Source organism: Saccharopolyspora sp. NPDC000359 (assembly GCF_040300525.1).
GTDB lineage: Bacteria > Actinomycetota > Actinomycetes > Mycobacteriales > Pseudonocardiaceae > Saccharopolyspora.
Genome location: NZ_JBEPDU010000039.1, coordinates 12,782 through 29,099 on the forward strand (window position 1 = coordinate 12,782; position 16,318 = coordinate 29,099).

Below are 16,318 nucleotides of genomic sequence, written 5' to 3' on the forward strand. Positions count from 1 at the left end.
TCGTCGGTTTTCGGTCTTCCGCGCCACTGGACCTGTCAAGATGGGGAACCGGTGAGCGATTCATGTCGTCCCAGTCGAAGTTGGGGCGACACGGCCGTTGAAGGGGGCGCTGGTGAGCGGAACGGCAACCTCAGGCAGCGATATCGGGAGGGCGGCCACCGCCTTCGCCGACGGCGCCGAGGAGATCAAGGGGCAGGCCAAGGCGGTCAGCGAGTCCAAGGTGACGCCGGAGAAGGCCGGGCGCAAGTTCCACGAAGCTGGCCAGGCGTACAAGGAAGCGCTGGAAAAACTGGGGAAGAACATCGAGGCCTTCGCCTCCCACGGCACCAAGCTGTCCGAGGACTTCACGGCCACCGCCGAGGAGTACACCGCCAGCGACGAGACCGGTGCTGACGAGGTCGGGAAGGTCCAGGTCTGATGGCGGGCGAGGACGAGGGCACCTTCGAGCGCGCTGGCAAGGTCATCGACGGCGGCATCGACTGGGTCGGGGACAAGGTCAGCAACGCCGGGGAGACGATTTCCGACGGTGCCGAGTGGGTCGGCGACAAGGTCGGTGACGGCGTCGAGGCCGTTGGCGATGGTGCTGAGTGGGTCGGTGACCGGATCGGCGATGGCGTCGAGGCCGTTGGCGATGGTGCTGAGTGGGTCGGTGACCGGATCGGCGATGGCGTCGAAGCGGTTGGTGACGGTGCCAAGTGGGTCGGTGACCGGATCGGTGACGGCGTCGAGGCCGTAGGCGACGGCGCTGAATGGGTCGGCGAGAAGATCGGCGACGGCGCGAAAGCCGTTGGCGAAGGCATCGTCGACGGCGTGTCGGCCGTTGGCGAGGGCATCGTCGACGGCGTGTCGGCCGTGGGTGAGGGCATCGTCGACGGGGTGAAGGCCGTTGGCGAAGGCGCGAAGTGGCTCGACGACCAGGTCGACGAGGCCTTCGAGGACGCCGGCAGCTGGTTGGTCGACCACGCGGGCGACCTAGCCGACGACGCGCTGAAGGTGGTCAACCCCCTCGGGTCCGCGATCTTCGAGGGCGTCACCGGCGGTGGCTTCTCCGAGCTGCAGAAGAAGCTCGAAGAGGCCGCGAAGCGCAAGGAGGACATCGAGGCCGGCAAGAAGGCGCTGGAGAGCGGCGGCCCGGTCGGCACCTCCGACGAACTGCTCGACCACGGCAAGGTGGGGCTGGACTTCTTCAAGGAGTTCCTGCCGCTGTACAAGGACTGGACCGGCGGCGGTGCGGACTTCCAGGGCGAGATCGTCCACGAGTTCGACCAACTCCGCGAGATCGACTTCGGCGCGTTCCGGCAGGACGCCGAGCGGCTCGGCGGCGTGTCCGAGAAGCTGCAGGACCAGAGCAGCTCCATGGGGCAGGCCTTCAACACCGCCAAGCAGACCTGGCAGGGCGAGGCCTCCGAGGCGGCTTCGGCGAAGGTCGGCGACTACAGCTCCGCGGGCGGCGCGGTCGCCACCGAGACCGGCAACTTCGCCGGTGCCATCGGGCCGGTCGCCGACAACATCCAGGAGATGGTCCGGGACTACTCCAAGTTCGTCCTGGAACTCGGCGAAACCATCAAGTGCGCCGACAAGAGCCCGGAGGAGACCAAGGACGAGATCCGCAAGGCGCGCGGCGACATCCAGCCCAGCGACCTCGCCGACGTCGGCATCGACGACATCTTCTCCGGCATCTGGTCGACGGTGAAGGGCGCCGCCATCGGCTTCATCTGCGGCGGTCCGGTTGGCATGCTGGTCGGCGAGTTCATCGGCGGGCAGGACGCGTGCAAGGAGATCCGGCAGGGCCTGATCGACGACGCGAAGAAGTGGCTCGACGAGGCCTTCAAGCCCGAGATGGAGCAGAAGACCCGCTCCTTCAAGGACCAGAGCAAGAGCACCCAGGACTCCGTCCAGCAGAGCTACGACCAGCTCTTCGACAAGGCCCCGATCAGCGACGACCCGTTCAAGTCCCTCAACGAGGGCTCGAAGGACGGCGGCGGTGACCAGACCGGTGGCGGCGACCAGACCGGCGGTGGGGACCAGACCGGCGGTGGTGGCAACCAGACCGGCGGCGGTGGCGGCACCCCGGGTGGCGGCGGTGGCACCCCGGGCGGCGGAGGCGGCATGCCCGGTGGTGGCGGCGCCCCTGAGATGCCGGAAGCGCCCGAGCCACCGGAGATGCCGGAGACGCCGGAGATGCCCGGCGAAGGCGGAGCCGGTGGCGAGAACACCGAGCAGGTCACGCTCGGCGAGGGCGACGACGCGGTCACCGTCAGCAAACCCGGCGAAGACGGCAAGATGCAGGTCGAGCTGGTCGGCCCGGACGGTCAGCCGAAGACCTACGAGGTCGACTTCGGCCCGCAGGACGGCACCGGGCAGCCCGGTGGTCCCGGCGCGATCCCCGGCCAGGCCGGGGGACCCACCGTGCCGGGTGCAGCACCCGGCCAGCCCGGGGCCGGCGGCGTCGGCGGTCAGGGACCGGAGCAGGTCAAGGCCGGTCCGGACGGCAAGGCCGTCATCGAGGAGGGCGGCCGCACGCTCACCTTCGAGCGCACGCCCGAGGGCGAGGTCAAGGTCAGCATCGACAACGGCGACGGCAAGCCGCCACTGAACCAGACGATCGGGTTCAGCGAGGACGCCCCGCGCATGGCCGGACCCGTCCCGGACGCCTCCACCATGCCCGCGCCCGACAACGGGTTCGACAACGTCACCACGATGCCCGCACCGGACAACGGAGCGGTGCCGGGACCGGGTGGCGGTGCCGGTGCGATGCCCGCGCCGGACGGCGGGTTCGACGACGTCACCACGATGCCCGCCGCCGCTGACGGTGGGTTCAGCGGTGCCGCGGTCGGCGGTGGCGCGGCGCCCGACGTCACCACGATGCCCGCGGCTGCTGACGGTGGGTTCGGCGGCGCGGTCGCCGGTGGCGCAGTGGGCAGTGGCGCGTTCGGCGGCGGGGTGACCACGATGCCCGCGTTCAACCCCGACGGTGGTCCCGGCGCTGTGCCGGGCGAGCCAGCGGCCACCACGCCGCAGTCCGCGGGGTTGAGCTCGTTCACCCCCGTGGGCGAGGGTGTGCAGAACTCCTTCGGCAGCAGCTCCGGGCAGCTCTTCGGCGGCGACGGCGCTGGTCAGCCCCCCGCGGGTGCGACCGGGATGTCCTCCTTCAGCGACCCGAGCAGTGGTGCCGCGCAGGGTTCCACCGGGCTGTCCTCGTTCGGCGCCGACCCGGCGGCCGGGCCGCCGCCGCAAGCGGGTCAGCCGCAGGGCGGCCAGAACCCCAGCGCCGCGGTCGGCGGTGGCGGCGGCGGTGCCATGATGGGCGGCATGGGCATGATGGGCGGCCAGGGTGCCCAGCAGGGCGGCGGTGAGCAGGAGCGCACCAACTCCAGCCCGTGGCGCACCCAGGGCCAGCTGTTCGACGACGGGGTGGACCGGTCGAACGTGCGCTTCCGTTCCGTGCTCGGCGAAGACCGGGAGAGGTGAGCTGAGTGGTTCCGGTCAACCAGCGCGTCGCCGACGAGGTCGCGACGCTGGCCGCGCGGCACCGCTACTCGATCGCGGACAACGTCGACGCGGTCCGCGCGGCGGAAGCCGCTTCGGCGCAGAAGAGCCAGGAGATCAAGGAAGCGGCCGAAGCCCGCAAGCAAGAACTCGTGGAGAAGGCGGCGAAGGACCGCGAGCAGGCGGAGAAGCCGCGCAACGAGTGGGCGGGCAAGTCGTCGCAGGACGACAACGTGATCGGCGTCGCTGGCGACGACTTCTTCGAGGAAGAGCCGCCGCCGCAACAGGTTTCGGCTCGTCCGGCCCCGCCGCCCCCGCCGCCGGAACCGGCGCCGCCAGCGCCCCCGGCACCCCGCGCGCGTCGGCAACCCGCGTTCGACGATGACGACGACTACGAGAACCAGAGCTGGCTGAGGTGAGCCGGAGGGGCCGGTCCCCGTTGTGGGATCGGCCTCCTCCGCGCCCGGGTGCTGGAAAACCGCCTCGCGCGTGATCCCGTGACGTACCCTCTGGCGCGTGCAACCTCAGCAGCCAGGACAGTGGGGGCCTCCGCCTGGTGGCCAGTTTCCCCAACAGCAGCAACCCGTCCAGCAGCCCTACCCGCAGGCACCGCCGCCGGGGTACCCGCAGTTCCAGCAGCAGCCACCGCGGAAGCGCAAGGGCCGCGTCGGGCTGATCATCGGCATCTCCGCGGGTGCGCTCGTGCTGCTCGGCGTCGGCGGCTTCTTCCTGATGGCCTACCTGGACTACTCGGAACCCGCGGGCAGCAACCCGTCGAACGCGGCGCTGCCGGAGGAGTGCGCCCTCGTCGACAAGGGGACCCTGCACCGCCTGCACGTCACCAACCCCGACCCGACCGTCGTGACCGACAACCCGGACGAAGGCCTGCACACCTGCGGCTGGGAACCGACGAAGGGCCGCGACGGCAACAACCTCCGGCGGCTGCGCGTCGACGTCAAGAACGCTTCTGCCGCCGGGTCCGACGCGGAGTCGGTGCTCGAGGACAACCGCCCGAGCGACGCCGAGGACGTGACGGGGCTCGGCGACGAGGCCTACATCGTCCTCGATGGACCCGGCGCGCCCGCGGAGCTGACCCTCCGAAAGGGACAGAAGATCGCGACCATCACGTACTCGGGCAAGGACAGCCAGTTCCTCGGCGACAACGTCGACATGCCCGTCCCGGAAGCGGAGGAGGCCGTCCGGTCGGTCGCCGAGGAGGTCGCGCCCGCGCTCTGACCGCTGATCGCTGATTGGTCAGCGGCGGTGCGGCGTTTAGGCTCGGCAGGTGCAACCGCAACAGCCCGGGCAGTGGGGCCCGCAGAACCAGCAGGTCCCTCCGGGACAGCCATTCCAGCAAGTGCCGCAGTACCAGCAGGCGCCGCAGTTCCAGCAGGCGCCGCCGAAGAAGAAGAGCAAGGCCGGGTGCATCACGCTCGTCGTGATCGGCATCGTCGTGCTGCTGGGCATTGGCATGGTGGTCGGTGTTTACTTCTACTGGCGGCACGGGATCATCAACACGCCCGCCGGGGAGGAACCCTCGGGCGAGAACGTGATCGCACCGTGCGACCTGGTCAGCGAGCAGACCCTGCGGGAGTTGCGCACCACCAACCTCACCCACGGGTACGAGTCGGAGGACGGCACCTCGGCGAGCTGCACCTGGCGGCCGACCAGGGGCCAGGACGGCAACAACGAGCGCTACCTCGACATCACCGTCTCCCGTGCGGTGACCGACGACCCCGAGGACGCGCTGGCGGACGCCGAGGAGGCCTTGGAGAGCTACCGGCAGAACGACGCCAAGAGCGCGACGCGGGTGGTCGACGTCGAAGGCCCGTGGGACGAGGCGTTCCTGGCCACCGGCACCGAGGTCAAGCAGGCGCTGCTGGTCTTCCGCAAGGGCACCACGACGGTCTCGGTCGGCTACGACGGCTACGACAAGACCTACTGGTTCGAGGACGAGCGCATGCCGGCCGCCGACGCCGAGCGCAACGCCAAGGCGGTCGCCGAGGAGTTCGCCGCCGGGATCTGAGGCGTCACGCCGCGGTGAGCACGCCCCGGGTGTGCACCTGGTCGATCTTGGTGCCCTTGATGTCGCTGGACAGCAGGGCCTCACCGCGGCGGTCCTCCACCAGGGTGCTCAGGAAGTAGGCCGTGAGCAGGGCCTTGGTCGCGCGCTGCGTCGAGTACTCGGACTTGCCGTGCAGGACCAGCTGGGTCCAGTGCCGCCCCTCGGTGAAGCCGAGGTGGCTGGCCTTGGCCACCGTCCGCAGCTGCACCGCCCCGCCCCAGGCGCGGGCGATCGGCTCGGCGTTGGCCACCGCCGGGGCCAGCAGGTCGTTGCCCGCGGCGAGGTGCAGTCCGGGCACCCGGACACGAGCGGCGGCCTCCAGCGCGGACGGGCGGGTCTCGGCGGCGGCCAGCGTGGCGACCGCGCGGATCCGCTCGTCCTCCGCGGCGGCCAGGACCGCGCACCCGGCGCCCATGGCGTGACCAGCGACACCCAGCTTCTTCTCGTCGACGCTGATCTGGCCCTCCCCGAGCCGGACCCCCACCGCGACGTCGAGCGCGGTGCGCAGGTCGGTGGCGAACATCCGGTGCGAGGCGAACACCCCGCGCTGGGTGGCGGGAGCGGCGACCACGAAGCCCCACGAGGCCAGGTGCCGCAACAGGGCCAGGTAGCGGCGCGGCGGCTGCAGCCAGCCGTGGCCGAAGGCGATCGCGGGAAGTCCCAGCCCGCTGCGCGGGGTGCAGACGATGCCGGGCAGGCCGACGAGGGCCAGGTCACCGTGCAGCACGTCGTGCGGTCCGCGCCGGGACAGCTCTTCGAACGCGTTCTTCGCGGAGGGGGCCTTCTTGGCAGTGCGCGCCATGGTCAGCAACGGTAGCGGACCAGCTCGTGCGCGCGCGGTAGCCGCTGCGCGGGCGTTCCCCCGACCGGGCTGGTGCGAACAGGTACAGACCACATGGAGTAGCTACGCTGGGCCGAGTGTGCGGCATCGTTGGTTACGTAGGACATCGCCAAGCCCTCGACGTGGTGCTCAACGGCCTCCGGCGGCTGGAGTACCGGGGCTACGACTCGGCGGGCGTGGCACTGCTCGACGGGGCGGGCAGCCTCGCCGTGGAGCGCGCCGCGGGCGCGCTGTCGAACCTGGAGAAGCGGCTCGCGGAGGTCGACGCCGACCGGTTCGCCGGGCACAGCGGCATGGGTCACACCCGGTGGGCCACCCACGGCGCGCCGACCGACCGCAACGCCCACCCGCACCGCGACGCCACCGGGCAGGTGGCCGTGGTGCACAACGGCATCATCGAGAACTTCGCCGCGCTGCGCGCCGAGCTGGAAGCCACCGGCATCGAGATGGCCAGCGACACCGACACCGAGACCGCGGCGCACCTGGTCGCCGCCGCCTACGCCGGTGGACCGACCGCTGGTGACCTCAGCGCCAGCGTCTGCGCGGTCGCCCGCCGCTTGGAGGGCGCCTTCACGCTGGTCGTCACGCACGCCGCGGAACCGGACAAGGTCGTCGCGGCCCGCCGGTCCTCGCCGCTGGTCGTCGGCGTCGGCGACGGCGAGCACTTCCTCGCCTCGGACGTCGCCGCGTTCATCGAGCACACCCGCGACGCGGTGGAGCTCGGCCAGGACCAGGTGGTCACCATCACCCGCGACGGCTACCGGGTGACCGACTTCGACGACGTCGAGGTCGAGACCAAGCCGTTCAGCGTGGACTGGGACCTGTCGGCCGCGGAGAAGGGCGGCCACGACTACTTCATGCTCAAGGAGATCGAGGAGCAGCCCGAGGCGCTGGAGAACACGCTGCGCGGGCACTTCACCGACGGCAGCATCGTGCTCGACGAGCTGCGCCTCACCGAGCAGGACCTGCGCGACGTGGACAAGGTCTTCGTGGTCGCCTGCGGCACCGCCTACCACTCCGGGCTGCTCGCCAAGCACGCCATCGAGCACTGGTGCCGGGTGCCGGTGGAGGTTGAGCTGGCCAGCGAGTTCCGCTACCGCGACCCGGTGCTGGGCCGCGACACCCTGGTGGTGGCGATCTCCCAGTCCGGCGAGACCGCCGACACCCTGGAGGCGGTGCGCCACGCCCGCACCCAGCGGGCGCGCGTGCTGGCGATCTGCAACACCAACGGCGCGCAGATCCCGCGCGAGTCCGACGCGGTGCTCTACACCCACGCCGGGCCGGAGATCGGGGTCGCGGCCACCAAGACGTTCCTCGCCCAGATCGCGGCGAACTACCTGGTCGGGCTGGCCCTGGCGCAGGCGCGCGGCACGAAGTACTCCGACGAGGTGGCCCGCGAGTACGCCGAGCTGTCCGCGATGCCGGACGCGGTGCGCCGAACCCTGGGCACCGTCGACCAGGTGCGCGAGCTGGGGAAGGCGCTGGCTGACTCCAAGGCGGTGCTGTTCCTGGGCCGCCACGTCGGCTACCCGGTGGCGCTGGAGGGCGCGCTCAAGCTCAAGGAGCTCGCCTACATGCACGCTGAGGGCTTCGCGGCGGGTGAGCTCAAGCACGGCCCGATCGCGCTGATCGAGCAGGGCCTGCCGGTGGTCGTGGTGATGCCGTCGCCGAGCGGCCGCGCCCTGCTGCACGCGAAGCTGGTCTCCAACATCCGCGAGATCCAAGCCCGCGGCGCGCGCACCATCGTGATCGCCGAGGAGGGCGACGAGACGGTCCGGCCGTTCGCCGACGAGCTGATCACCATCCCGGCGGTGCCGACCCTCCTCCAGCCCCTGGTCTCCACGATCCCGCTCCAGGTCCTGGCGGCGGAGATCGCCCGAGCTCGGGGCTACGACGTCGACAAGCCCCGCAACCTCGCCAAGTCCGTCACCGTCGAGTAACCCCCGGCAGGCACTGCCCCAGCTCCGACCTGACGCGATCCCGGTGGAGATCAGGCATCCGACCCCCACCGGGATCGCGCCACGTTCCACCGGCCGGATGACCTCCCACACCCCGGTGTCTCGGACGCCGTCCTCCGGCGTGTCGGGCGCCGGACACACCGGAATTTACAGTTTCAGTTGAAACTGTAAACCAGGGTGATCCGCTGGACTTACAGTTTCAGTTGAAACTGTGGTGGTTGGGTGACGCCGGGACGGGTGGTGTTGTGCGGTGTCGGTGGGGTGCCGGGCAGACTGTGCGGGATCTTGCCGGTGGTGTCGAGGGAGGACGCGATGCACGGAGTGTGGACCCCGGACCAGATCCGCGCCGCTGAGCAGCAGCTCTTCACTCGGACACCGGAACCCGTCGTGATGCGCCGCGCTGCCTTCGCGGTGGCCGTGCACACCGCGCGGCTGCTCACCGAGTTCACCGGCGGCGTGTCCGGCCGACGGGTCGCGCTGCTGGTCGGGGCCGGGAACAACGGCGGTGACGCGCTGTGGGCCGGGGCTTTCCTCCGCCGCCGCGGGGTCGGCGTCACCGCGGTGCTGCTCGCCCCGGAGAAGGCGCACGCCGCGGGGCTCGCCGCGCTGCGGCGCGCGGGCGGTCGGGCGGTGCCCGCCGAGGGTGCCAGCGCGGACACCTCGGGGATCGGCGCGGAGGCGGCGGACGCCGTGGAGCGGGCCGACGTCGTGGTCGACGGGATCGTCGGGCTCTCCGCGCGCGGACCCCTGCGGCCGACCGCGGCCGAACTGGTGCGGCGGATCGCGGCACCAGTGGTGGCCGTCGACCTGCCCAGCGGCGTCGACCCGATGACGGGTGCCGTGGACGGACCTGCCGTGGCAGCCGACCTCACCGTGACCTTCGCCGGTCGCAAGCCCTGTCACGTGCTGGGGGAGGGCGCGGTGCACTCGGGCGACGTGGAGGTGGTCGACATCGGGCTCGACGACGACCTGCCGGATCCCGAGTTCCACCTGCTGCGGCCCGCGGAGGTCGGCGCGGCCTGGCCGGTGCCGGGCCCGGACGACGACAAGTACAGCCAGGGCGTGGTCGGCGTCGCCGCCGGTTCGGCGACCTACCCCGGAGCGGCGGTGCTGGCCAGCGGCGCAGCGGTGCAGGCGACATCGGGCATGGTCCGCTACGCGGGCCCGGCGGCCGACGTGGTGCGCGCGCACTGGCCGGAGGTGGTGGCCACCGGCGCGGTCAGCGACGCCGGGCGGGTCCAGGCGTGGGCGGTCGGCCCGGGCATCGGTCTCGGCGCCAGCGGACGCGAAGTCCTGCGGCACGTCCTGGAGTCGGGCCGCCCGGTGTGCGCCGACGCCGACTCGATCACCCTGTTCGCCAACGACCCCACCCTCTGGGACGCCCGCGACCCCGACGCCCCGCTGGTCCTGACCCCGCACGCGGGCGAGTTCGCCCGCCTGGCAGGCCGAGCACCGGGCCCGGACCGCGTCAGCGCGGTGCGAGAGGTCGCAGCCCGTTTCAACGCGGTGGTCCTGCTCAAGGGCAACACAACGATCATCGCGGCCCCGGACGGCCGAGTGCTGGTCAACAACGCCCAACACGCCTGGCCAGCCACAGCAGGCTCCGGGGACGTCCTGACAGGCCTGATCGGAGCCCTCCTGGCAAGCGGAACAAACCCCTGGCTGGCCTGCGCCTACGCAGCCCACACCCACGCCCTGGCAGCAGACCTGGCAGCCCACGGAACCCCAGAACACCCAGAACAACCAGGAGCCCCAATAGGAGCCTCAACCCTCCTGAAAAAAATCCCCCAAGCAATCAGAACCCTAAGAAAAGCAGCCCTAACATAACCAACAAAAAGAAAAAAACCCCACCCCGCCGGACCAACCGCACCAGGCGCCCCCGGAACGCCCGTGCCCCCGGAACGCCCGTGCCCCCGGAACGCCCGTGCCCCCGGAACACCGGTTTCCCGCCGGAACACCGGTATCACGGCGGTCGGAGTGGTGGTGACGGATGCAATTTCGATTGAAATTGCCTCACCTCGCGACTGTGGGTTCCGTCGAGAACGTCGGCAATTTCGATTGAAATTGCGCCACCCCAAACCCAACCACCTACCGCTTTGAACCCAAAAGCACCCACCCACCTCACGGCACCTCTCTCCACCAACGCCACCCCGTTATCACCACCAAAACCCCAGGTGCTCCACCCCGCGTCACCCCCAACCCCAGCTGCTCCACCCCGCAGCCACCCCAGCCCCCCACCCGCCCACCACCCGATACGCCGGTAACACCCCCGCGCTGTGTGGGACGATGTCGGTGCCATGAGTGACCAGCCCGTGCACCGCGCCGACCTGCGCATCGACGTGGGTGCGATCCGCCACAACGCAAGGGTGCTGTCGGCGCGTGCCCGCGAGTCGGGCGCCGCCACGATGGCCATCGTCAAGTCGGACGGCTACGGCCACGGGGCGGTGACCGTGGGGCGCGCCGCGCTCGAGTCCGGCGCCGACCAGCTCGGCGTCGCCTCCCTGGACGAGGCGCTGCAGCTGCGCGCAGCCGGTATCACCGCTCCGGTGTTCTGCTGGCTCTACGCCGTCGGGGACGACTTCGCGCCCGCGATCGCCGAGGACGTCGAGCTGTCCGCGTCGTCGCTGGAGGTCCTCCAGCGGATCGAGGCGGCCGCCGCAGCGCAGGACCGCACCGCCCGCGTGCACCTCAAGATCGACACCGGGCTCTCCCGCAGCGGCTGCCCGGCCGACCTCTGGCCCGCGCTGGTGGAAGCCGCCGCCAAGGCCGAGGCCGACGGGAACGTCGAGGTCGTGGCGGTGTGGTCGCACCTGGCGTGCGCCGACGAGCTCGGCCACCCCTCCATCGACGAGCAGGCCGAGCGGTTCCGGCGCGCGCACGAGCAGGCGCGGGCGGCTGGCCTGGACCCGATCCGGCACCTGGCCAACTCGGCCGCCGTGCTCACCCGCCCCGACCTGCACTTCGAGCTGGTCCGCCCGGGCATCGCCGTGTACGGCCTGGACCCGGTGCCGCAGGACGGCGACCACGACCTGCGCCCCGCCATGACGTTCCGCTCGTCGGTGGCGCTGACCAAGCGGATCGCGGCGGGCGAGAGCGTCTCCTACGGCCACACCTGGACGGCCGACCGGTCCACCGGGTTGGCGCTGGTGCCGGTCGGTTACGCCGACGGCGTGCCGCGCACCCTGTCCGGACGCATGTCGGTGTGGTTGGCGGGCAGGCGGCGGCCGGTCGTCGGCCGGGTCTGCATGGACCAGCTGGTGGTGGACTGCGGTGACGACGTGGTCCGCGAGGGCGACGAGGTGCTGCTGTTCGGCCCGGGTGATCGCGGTGAGCCGACGGCGGCGGAGTGGGCTGACGAGCTCGGCACCATCCACTACGAGATCGTCACCGGCATGTACCGCCCGAGGGTGACGCGCACCGTCGAGGACCCGGGGGCGTGATGAGCTCCCGCCGCGCGGGGCGCGCGCGACGTCCGCGGCTGGGGGCGGTGTGAAACCCGTCTGGCAGGCGTTGGCCTGGACGAGCGGTGTGCTGGGTGCCGCCATCACCGGCGCTGCGGTCGGAGTCGTCGCGCACAGCACGCGAGCCGCGCGGCGCGACCCCGACGACGGCGAACCGCTGGGGCGGCTCCGCCCGGACCGGCAGTCCACTGTGGCCGCTGACGACGGGGTTCCGCTTGCGGTGCAGGAGGTCGAGCCCGTCGACGGTGGTTCGCCGGAGCTGACCGTGGTGCTGGTGCACGGCTTCGCGCTCGACTCCCGCTGCTGGCACTTCCAACGCCGCGACCTGCCGGAACTGACCGACCCGCGGGTCCGCGTGGTGCAGTACGACCAGCGCAGCCACGGCCGCTCCGGGCACTCCTCCAAGCGCAACAGCACCATCGACCAGCTCGGCCGGGACCTCGACGCGGTGCTGCGCGCGATGGCCCCGAAGGGCCCGATCGCGCTGGTGGGGCACTCGATGGGCGGCATGACGATCATGGCGCTGGCCGAGCAGCGCCCAGAGCTGTTCCGCGACCGGGTGCGCGCGGTGGCGCTGATCGGGACCGCGGCCGATTCGGTCGGCGCGGCCGGGCTGCCCCGCACCTGGCTCTCCCGCGTCAACCCGGTGCCGCGCGGGTTGGCGCTGCTGTCCAGCGTCCAGCCCGAGCTGGTGGAGCGCACCCGGCGGGTCGGCGACCGGATCACCTGGCGGTTGGTCCGCTCGCTGGCGTTCGGGGACCGCGCGATCTCGCCCGTGGTGGTGGACCTGGTGGCGGAGATGATCGGCGCCACCACCGTCGAGGTCGTCACCGACTTCCTGGAGACGATCAGCCTGCACGACCGCAAGACCGCGCTCGCCGCGCTGCGGACCTGCGAGGTGCTGGTGCTCAGCGGGGACACCGACCGGGTCACCCCGTTCTCCCCGCACGCCGAGGTGCTGGCCACCGAGCTGCCGGACGCGACGCTGGTGCGCGTCGAAGGCGCGGGGCACCCGGTGATGTTGGAACGGCCAGGATTGGTCACCGAGCAGTTGACCGCGCTGCTGCGCAGGGCGGTCAGGAGGCGAGTGGGGAAGTGATTGCTGTGCTTCGGACCGCGGAGTTGCCGCAGGAGTCCGACACGCTGGAGTTCGGTCGTCGGCTGGGGGCTGTGCTGCGCGCTGGCGATCTGGTGCTGTTGGACGGTCCGCTCGGCGCGGGCAAGACCGTGCTCGCGCGGGGGATCGCAGCGGGCATGGGCGTCACCGGCCGGGTGACCTCGCCGACGTTCGTGATCGCGCGGGTGCACCGGCCGGAGTCCGGCGACGGCCCGGTGCTGGTGCACGTCGACGCCTACCGGCTGGGCGGGCTGGACGAGATCGACGACCTGGACCTGGACACCGACCTCACCGAGGCCGCCGTGGTGGTGGAGTGGGGCGAGGGCCTGGCGGAGCGGCTTGCCGACAGCCACCTGATGCTGCGGATCCGCCGTCGCCCCGACGACGTCCGCGAGATCACCGTGGAACCGCACGGGGAGACCTGGGACGCGCGGCTGGCCGAACTGGTCGGGTTGTGAGCGAGTACTTAGCCGGGATACCCGGCCCCCTGGCGCTGATCGCCGCAGTCGTGGTGCTGTTCCTCGAATCCGGCATGGTGGTCGGGCTGTTCCTGCCCGGCACCGGCACGGTCCTGGCGCTTGGCCTGCTGGCCGGTCAGGGCGTGGTGGAGGTGTGGTTGGCGGCCGTCTGCGCTTCCGCCGCGACGGCCCTGGGCTGCCAGCACAGCTTCTACCGAGGCCGCCGCAACGGGTTGGTGCGCCGCGAGCTGGTGAAGCGGCTGGGGGAGGCGCGCCTCGTCCGCCTGGAGTCCGCATTGGACGGTCGGACCGAGGTGACGGTGGCGGTGTCGCAGTGCTTCGCGGCGGTGCGCACGTTGGTGCCCAGGCTCGCGGCCCGCACCGGCATGACCCGCCTCCGCTTCACCCTCTGCAACCTCCCGGTCGCCACCGCCTGGGCGACGACCCTGGTGCTCCTCGGCGCCTGGTCCGGCGAGGCCTACGACAGCGTCGAGTCCATCGCAGGCCTGGCCGGACTACCCGTGCTGGCCGTCGCCGCAGCGGTGGCGCTGTGGATCTGGTGGCTCCGCCGCAGGAACCGCAACCAGGAGGTAGCGCCCCCTGCGGTGCCGGAGGAGACCGCGCAGCGCTGACCGGCGCGTGGGGCCTGGTCCGTCATGGGATGTGGGTGGCGGTGCCGGTGACGCGGATGCGGTCGTGGTCGGGGGAGACCTCGACGTCGAGGATGCTGGGGCGGCCCATGTCGTCGCCCTGGTGAATGCGGAAGGTCGTCGGCGGGGTGATCAGGCCGAGGTGCTTGAGGTAGCCGCCGAAGGCCGCCGCGGCCGCGCCGGTCGCCGCGTCCTCCACCACGCCACCCGGCGGAAACGGGTCGCGGGCGTGGAACAGCTCGGGGCCCTCGCGCCAGACCAGTTGCAGCGTCGTCCAGTCCTGGTCGGACATCAGCCTGCCGAGGCGGTCGAAGTCGTAGGACAGCGCGGCCAACGTGTCCCTGGTGGACACTGCGAGGACCAGGTGGTCGTTGCCGCCGAAGGCGATCCGGGGCGGCAGGGCCGGGTCGAGGTCGTCGCGGGTCCAGCCGAGCGCGGCCAGGGCCTCGTCGAGGACTGCTGGTTCGACGTCGCGGATCGAGGTGGGGACGCTGGTCAGCGTCGCGGTGTGCCGCCCGGAGTCGTCGACCTGGGTGTCCACCGGCACCGGCCCGGCCTGCGTGCGCAGGTCGAACCGCCCGGTGCCGTCGCGTTCGGCGAGGGCGACGGCGGCGGCGATCGTCGCGTGCCCGCAGAAGGCGACTTCGGCCTTCGGGCTGAAGTACCGGATGTCGTGCGCGCGGTCGCCGCGGGGGAGCAGGAACGCGGTCTCGGAGTACCCGAGGTCGGCGGCGATCGCCAGCATCTCCGCCTCGGTGAGCCCCGTCGCGTCGAGCACCACCCCGGCCAGGTTCCCGCCGCGAGGATCACTGCTGAACCCGACCAACCGCTGGACCTCGGCCCCTGCCGCATCACTGTGCATGCCGCCTCCAGCGCCGCCGACCAGGACCTTATTCCCCCTAGGCCCCGCCGACCCCGAAACCCCTGGTGCCGAGGGGCATCCGGGCCCCGGCCCGCCTCCCGGGACTTCGGGGAACACGCATCTTCGATGGAAATCGGACATCCTGATTCCCATCGAACACCTCCTCCAGCCCCGGCCGGGGGCTGGAGCACAGCGCACCCGGAGAAGGCCCACACCTCGCCTTCGATCGGATGCCTCGAACAGACCGCACCCGGAGAAAGCCGCCACCCCACCCGTCCGGAGCCCAGGCCACGCCCGGAAACGGACCTCGGAACCCCAGCAGGTGTCCAAGGCCCGGTCGGACGACGCCCGGAGGACGAAGTCCCGCCCCTCGACAGGCGCCTGAACCCCGCGACCGGCGCCGCAGTTTCAATTGAAACTGCGATCACCCGCCCTGGCGTTCCGCAGTTTCAATTGAAACTGCGACTCGTGCGCGTGGCGTTCCGCAGTTTCAATTGAAACTGCGGTACCGGTGCTGCCGGGGGACGCTGCGGAAGCCGGGCTGTGCCCTGGACGTCGACCCCGGCATTGCGGTGCTCGGTGCTCGGTGCCGGGGGTGGGGGTTAGGCGGTGTTGCTGACGCTGAGTTCGGCGGAGAGGTCTTTGGCCAGGCGTTGCATCAGGGGGATGACCTCGTCCGTGGAGATTCGGGTCATGCGGCCTTCCGGGCCGCTGATCGAGATCGCCGCGCCCGCCGGGGCTCCCGGGACCGCCACCGCGTAGCAGCGGACGCCGACCTCCTGCTCGCCGTCGTCGAGGGCGTAGCCCTGCTGGCGGATGCGGGCCAGCTCCTCCTGCATCGCTTCGACGGTGGTGATGGTGCGCTCCGTCTGCGGGTGCATCGTCGTGCGGGACAGCAGTTGGGTCACGGTGTCCGGCGGCATGGTGGCCATCACCGCCTTGCCGACCGCCGTGGCGTGCGCGTCGACGCGGCGGCCGACCTCGGTGAACATCCGCATCGAGTGCTGCGAGGGCACCTGCGCGACGTAGACGATCTGCTCGCCGTCGAGGACCGCCATGTTGGACGTCTCGCCGGTGGCTTCGGTGAGCTCGGCCAGGTAGGGGCGGGCCCAGGAGCCGAGGGCGCGGCTGGCCGTCTCGCCGAGGCGGATCAGCCGGGGGCCGAGCGCGTAGCGCCGGGACGGCTGCTGCCGGGCGTAGCCGTTGCTCACCAGGGTGCGGATGATCCGGTGGATCGTCGGGAGCGGCAGGCCGGACTGCTCGGCCAGCTCGGACAGGGCGACCTCGCCACCGGCGTCGGCCATGAGTTCCAGCAGCTCGAAGGTGCGTTCAACGGACTGCACCCCGCCGCCCTGGCTTGCCCGCTGCGGGCCAGTGGTCATCGCAGAACTCCCTCTTCGCCCTTCGGCCTGCGCCG

Annotated in this window: 14 protein-coding genes; 11 read left to right on the plus strand and 3 right to left on the minus strand. The window is 71.6% G+C overall.

The features are described from left to right. Window positions 1–112 precede the first annotated feature (112 nt). The 5 genes from ABT324_RS23370 to ABT324_RS23390 all read left to right on the plus strand — a co-directional run bounded on the left by ABT324_RS23370 (window position 113) and on the right by ABT324_RS23390 (window position 5,515). Window positions 113–418 (plus strand): type VII secretion target, encoded by a 306-nt coding sequence (locus ABT324_RS23370; protein WP_351181366.1) that lies wholly within the window; start codon window positions 113–115, stop codon window positions 416–418. Beyond that, window positions 418–3,471 (plus strand): hypothetical protein, encoded by a 3,054-nt coding sequence (locus ABT324_RS23375; RefSeq protein WP_351181369.1) that lies wholly within the window; start codon window positions 418–420, stop codon window positions 3,469–3,471. Before ABT324_RS23370 ends, ABT324_RS23375 begins: the two co-directional genes overlap by 1 nt. Before the next feature lie 5 nt (window positions 3,472–3,476). After that, a complete protein-coding gene (locus ABT324_RS23380; protein ID WP_351181372.1) occupies window positions 3,477–3,908 on the plus strand; it encodes a hypothetical protein in 432 nt (143 codons plus the stop codon). 97 nt (window positions 3,909–4,005) lie between these two features. Beyond that, on the plus strand, window positions 4,006–4,725 hold the full coding sequence (locus ABT324_RS23385) for a hypothetical protein (RefSeq protein WP_351181375.1): 720 nt from the start codon (window positions 4,006–4,008) through the stop codon (window positions 4,723–4,725). A 49-nt stretch (window positions 4,726–4,774) separates the two neighbouring features. After that, a complete protein-coding gene (locus ABT324_RS23390) occupies window positions 4,775–5,515 on the plus strand; it encodes a DUF3558 domain-containing protein (RefSeq protein WP_351181378.1) in 741 nt (246 codons plus the stop codon). A 4-nt stretch (window positions 5,516–5,519) separates the two neighbouring features. On the opposite strand, the gene ABT324_RS23395 is transcribed toward ABT324_RS23390, so the two are convergent. After that, window positions 5,520–6,356: a dienelactone hydrolase family protein gene (locus ABT324_RS23395; protein WP_351181381.1), complete on the minus strand. Its 837-nt coding sequence runs from the start codon at window positions 6,354–6,356 to the stop codon at window positions 5,520–5,522. A 116-nt stretch (window positions 6,357–6,472) separates the two neighbouring features. On the opposite strand from ABT324_RS23395, the gene glmS reads away from it, so the two are divergent. From glmS to ABT324_RS23425, 6 genes are all read left to right on the plus strand, one after another. Continuing rightward, window positions 6,473–8,335: a glutamine--fructose-6-phosphate transaminase (isomerizing) gene (gene glmS, locus ABT324_RS23400; protein WP_351181384.1), complete on the plus strand. Its 1,863-nt coding sequence runs from the start codon at window positions 6,473–6,475 to the stop codon at window positions 8,333–8,335. 330 nt (window positions 8,336–8,665) lie between these two features. Then, on the plus strand, window positions 8,666–10,180 hold the full coding sequence (locus tag ABT324_RS23405) for an NAD(P)H-hydrate dehydratase (protein ID WP_351181387.1): 1,515 nt from the start codon (window positions 8,666–8,668) through the stop codon (window positions 10,178–10,180). 470 nt (window positions 10,181–10,650) lie between these two features. Next, window positions 10,651–11,793: an alanine racemase gene (gene alr, locus ABT324_RS23410; protein ID WP_351181390.1), complete on the plus strand. Its 1,143-nt coding sequence runs from the start codon at window positions 10,651–10,653 to the stop codon at window positions 11,791–11,793. 49 nt (window positions 11,794–11,842) lie between these two features. Further along, window positions 11,843–12,913, plus strand: coding sequence for an alpha/beta fold hydrolase (locus ABT324_RS23415; protein ID WP_351181393.1), 1,071 nt, complete (start codon window positions 11,843–11,845; stop codon window positions 12,911–12,913). Continuing rightward, entirely contained in the window at window positions 12,910–13,389 is a 480-nt protein-coding gene (gene tsaE, locus ABT324_RS23420) for a tRNA (adenosine(37)-N6)-threonylcarbamoyltransferase complex ATPase subunit type 1 TsaE (RefSeq protein ID WP_502949784.1), read from the plus strand. Before ABT324_RS23415 ends, tsaE begins: the two co-directional genes overlap by 4 nt. Beyond that, the gene (locus ABT324_RS23425) at window positions 13,386–14,021 is read left to right on the plus strand and encodes a DedA family protein (protein WP_351181396.1); all 636 of its coding nucleotides are present in this window, start codon (window positions 13,386–13,388) and stop codon (window positions 14,019–14,021) included. The genes tsaE and ABT324_RS23425 overlap by 4 nt, the downstream gene beginning before the upstream one ends. A gap of 22 nt (window positions 14,022–14,043) precedes the next feature. Here ABT324_RS23425 and ABT324_RS23430 read toward each other — a convergent pair whose 3' ends face one another. Continuing rightward, window positions 14,044–14,901, minus strand: coding sequence for a PhzF family phenazine biosynthesis protein (locus tag ABT324_RS23430; protein ID WP_351181399.1), 858 nt, complete (start codon window positions 14,899–14,901; stop codon window positions 14,044–14,046). 602 nt (window positions 14,902–15,503) lie between these two features. Then, a complete protein-coding gene (locus tag ABT324_RS23435; RefSeq protein WP_351181402.1) occupies window positions 15,504–16,283 on the minus strand; it encodes an IclR family transcriptional regulator in 780 nt (259 codons plus the stop codon). Window positions 16,284–16,318 lie beyond the last annotated feature (35 nt).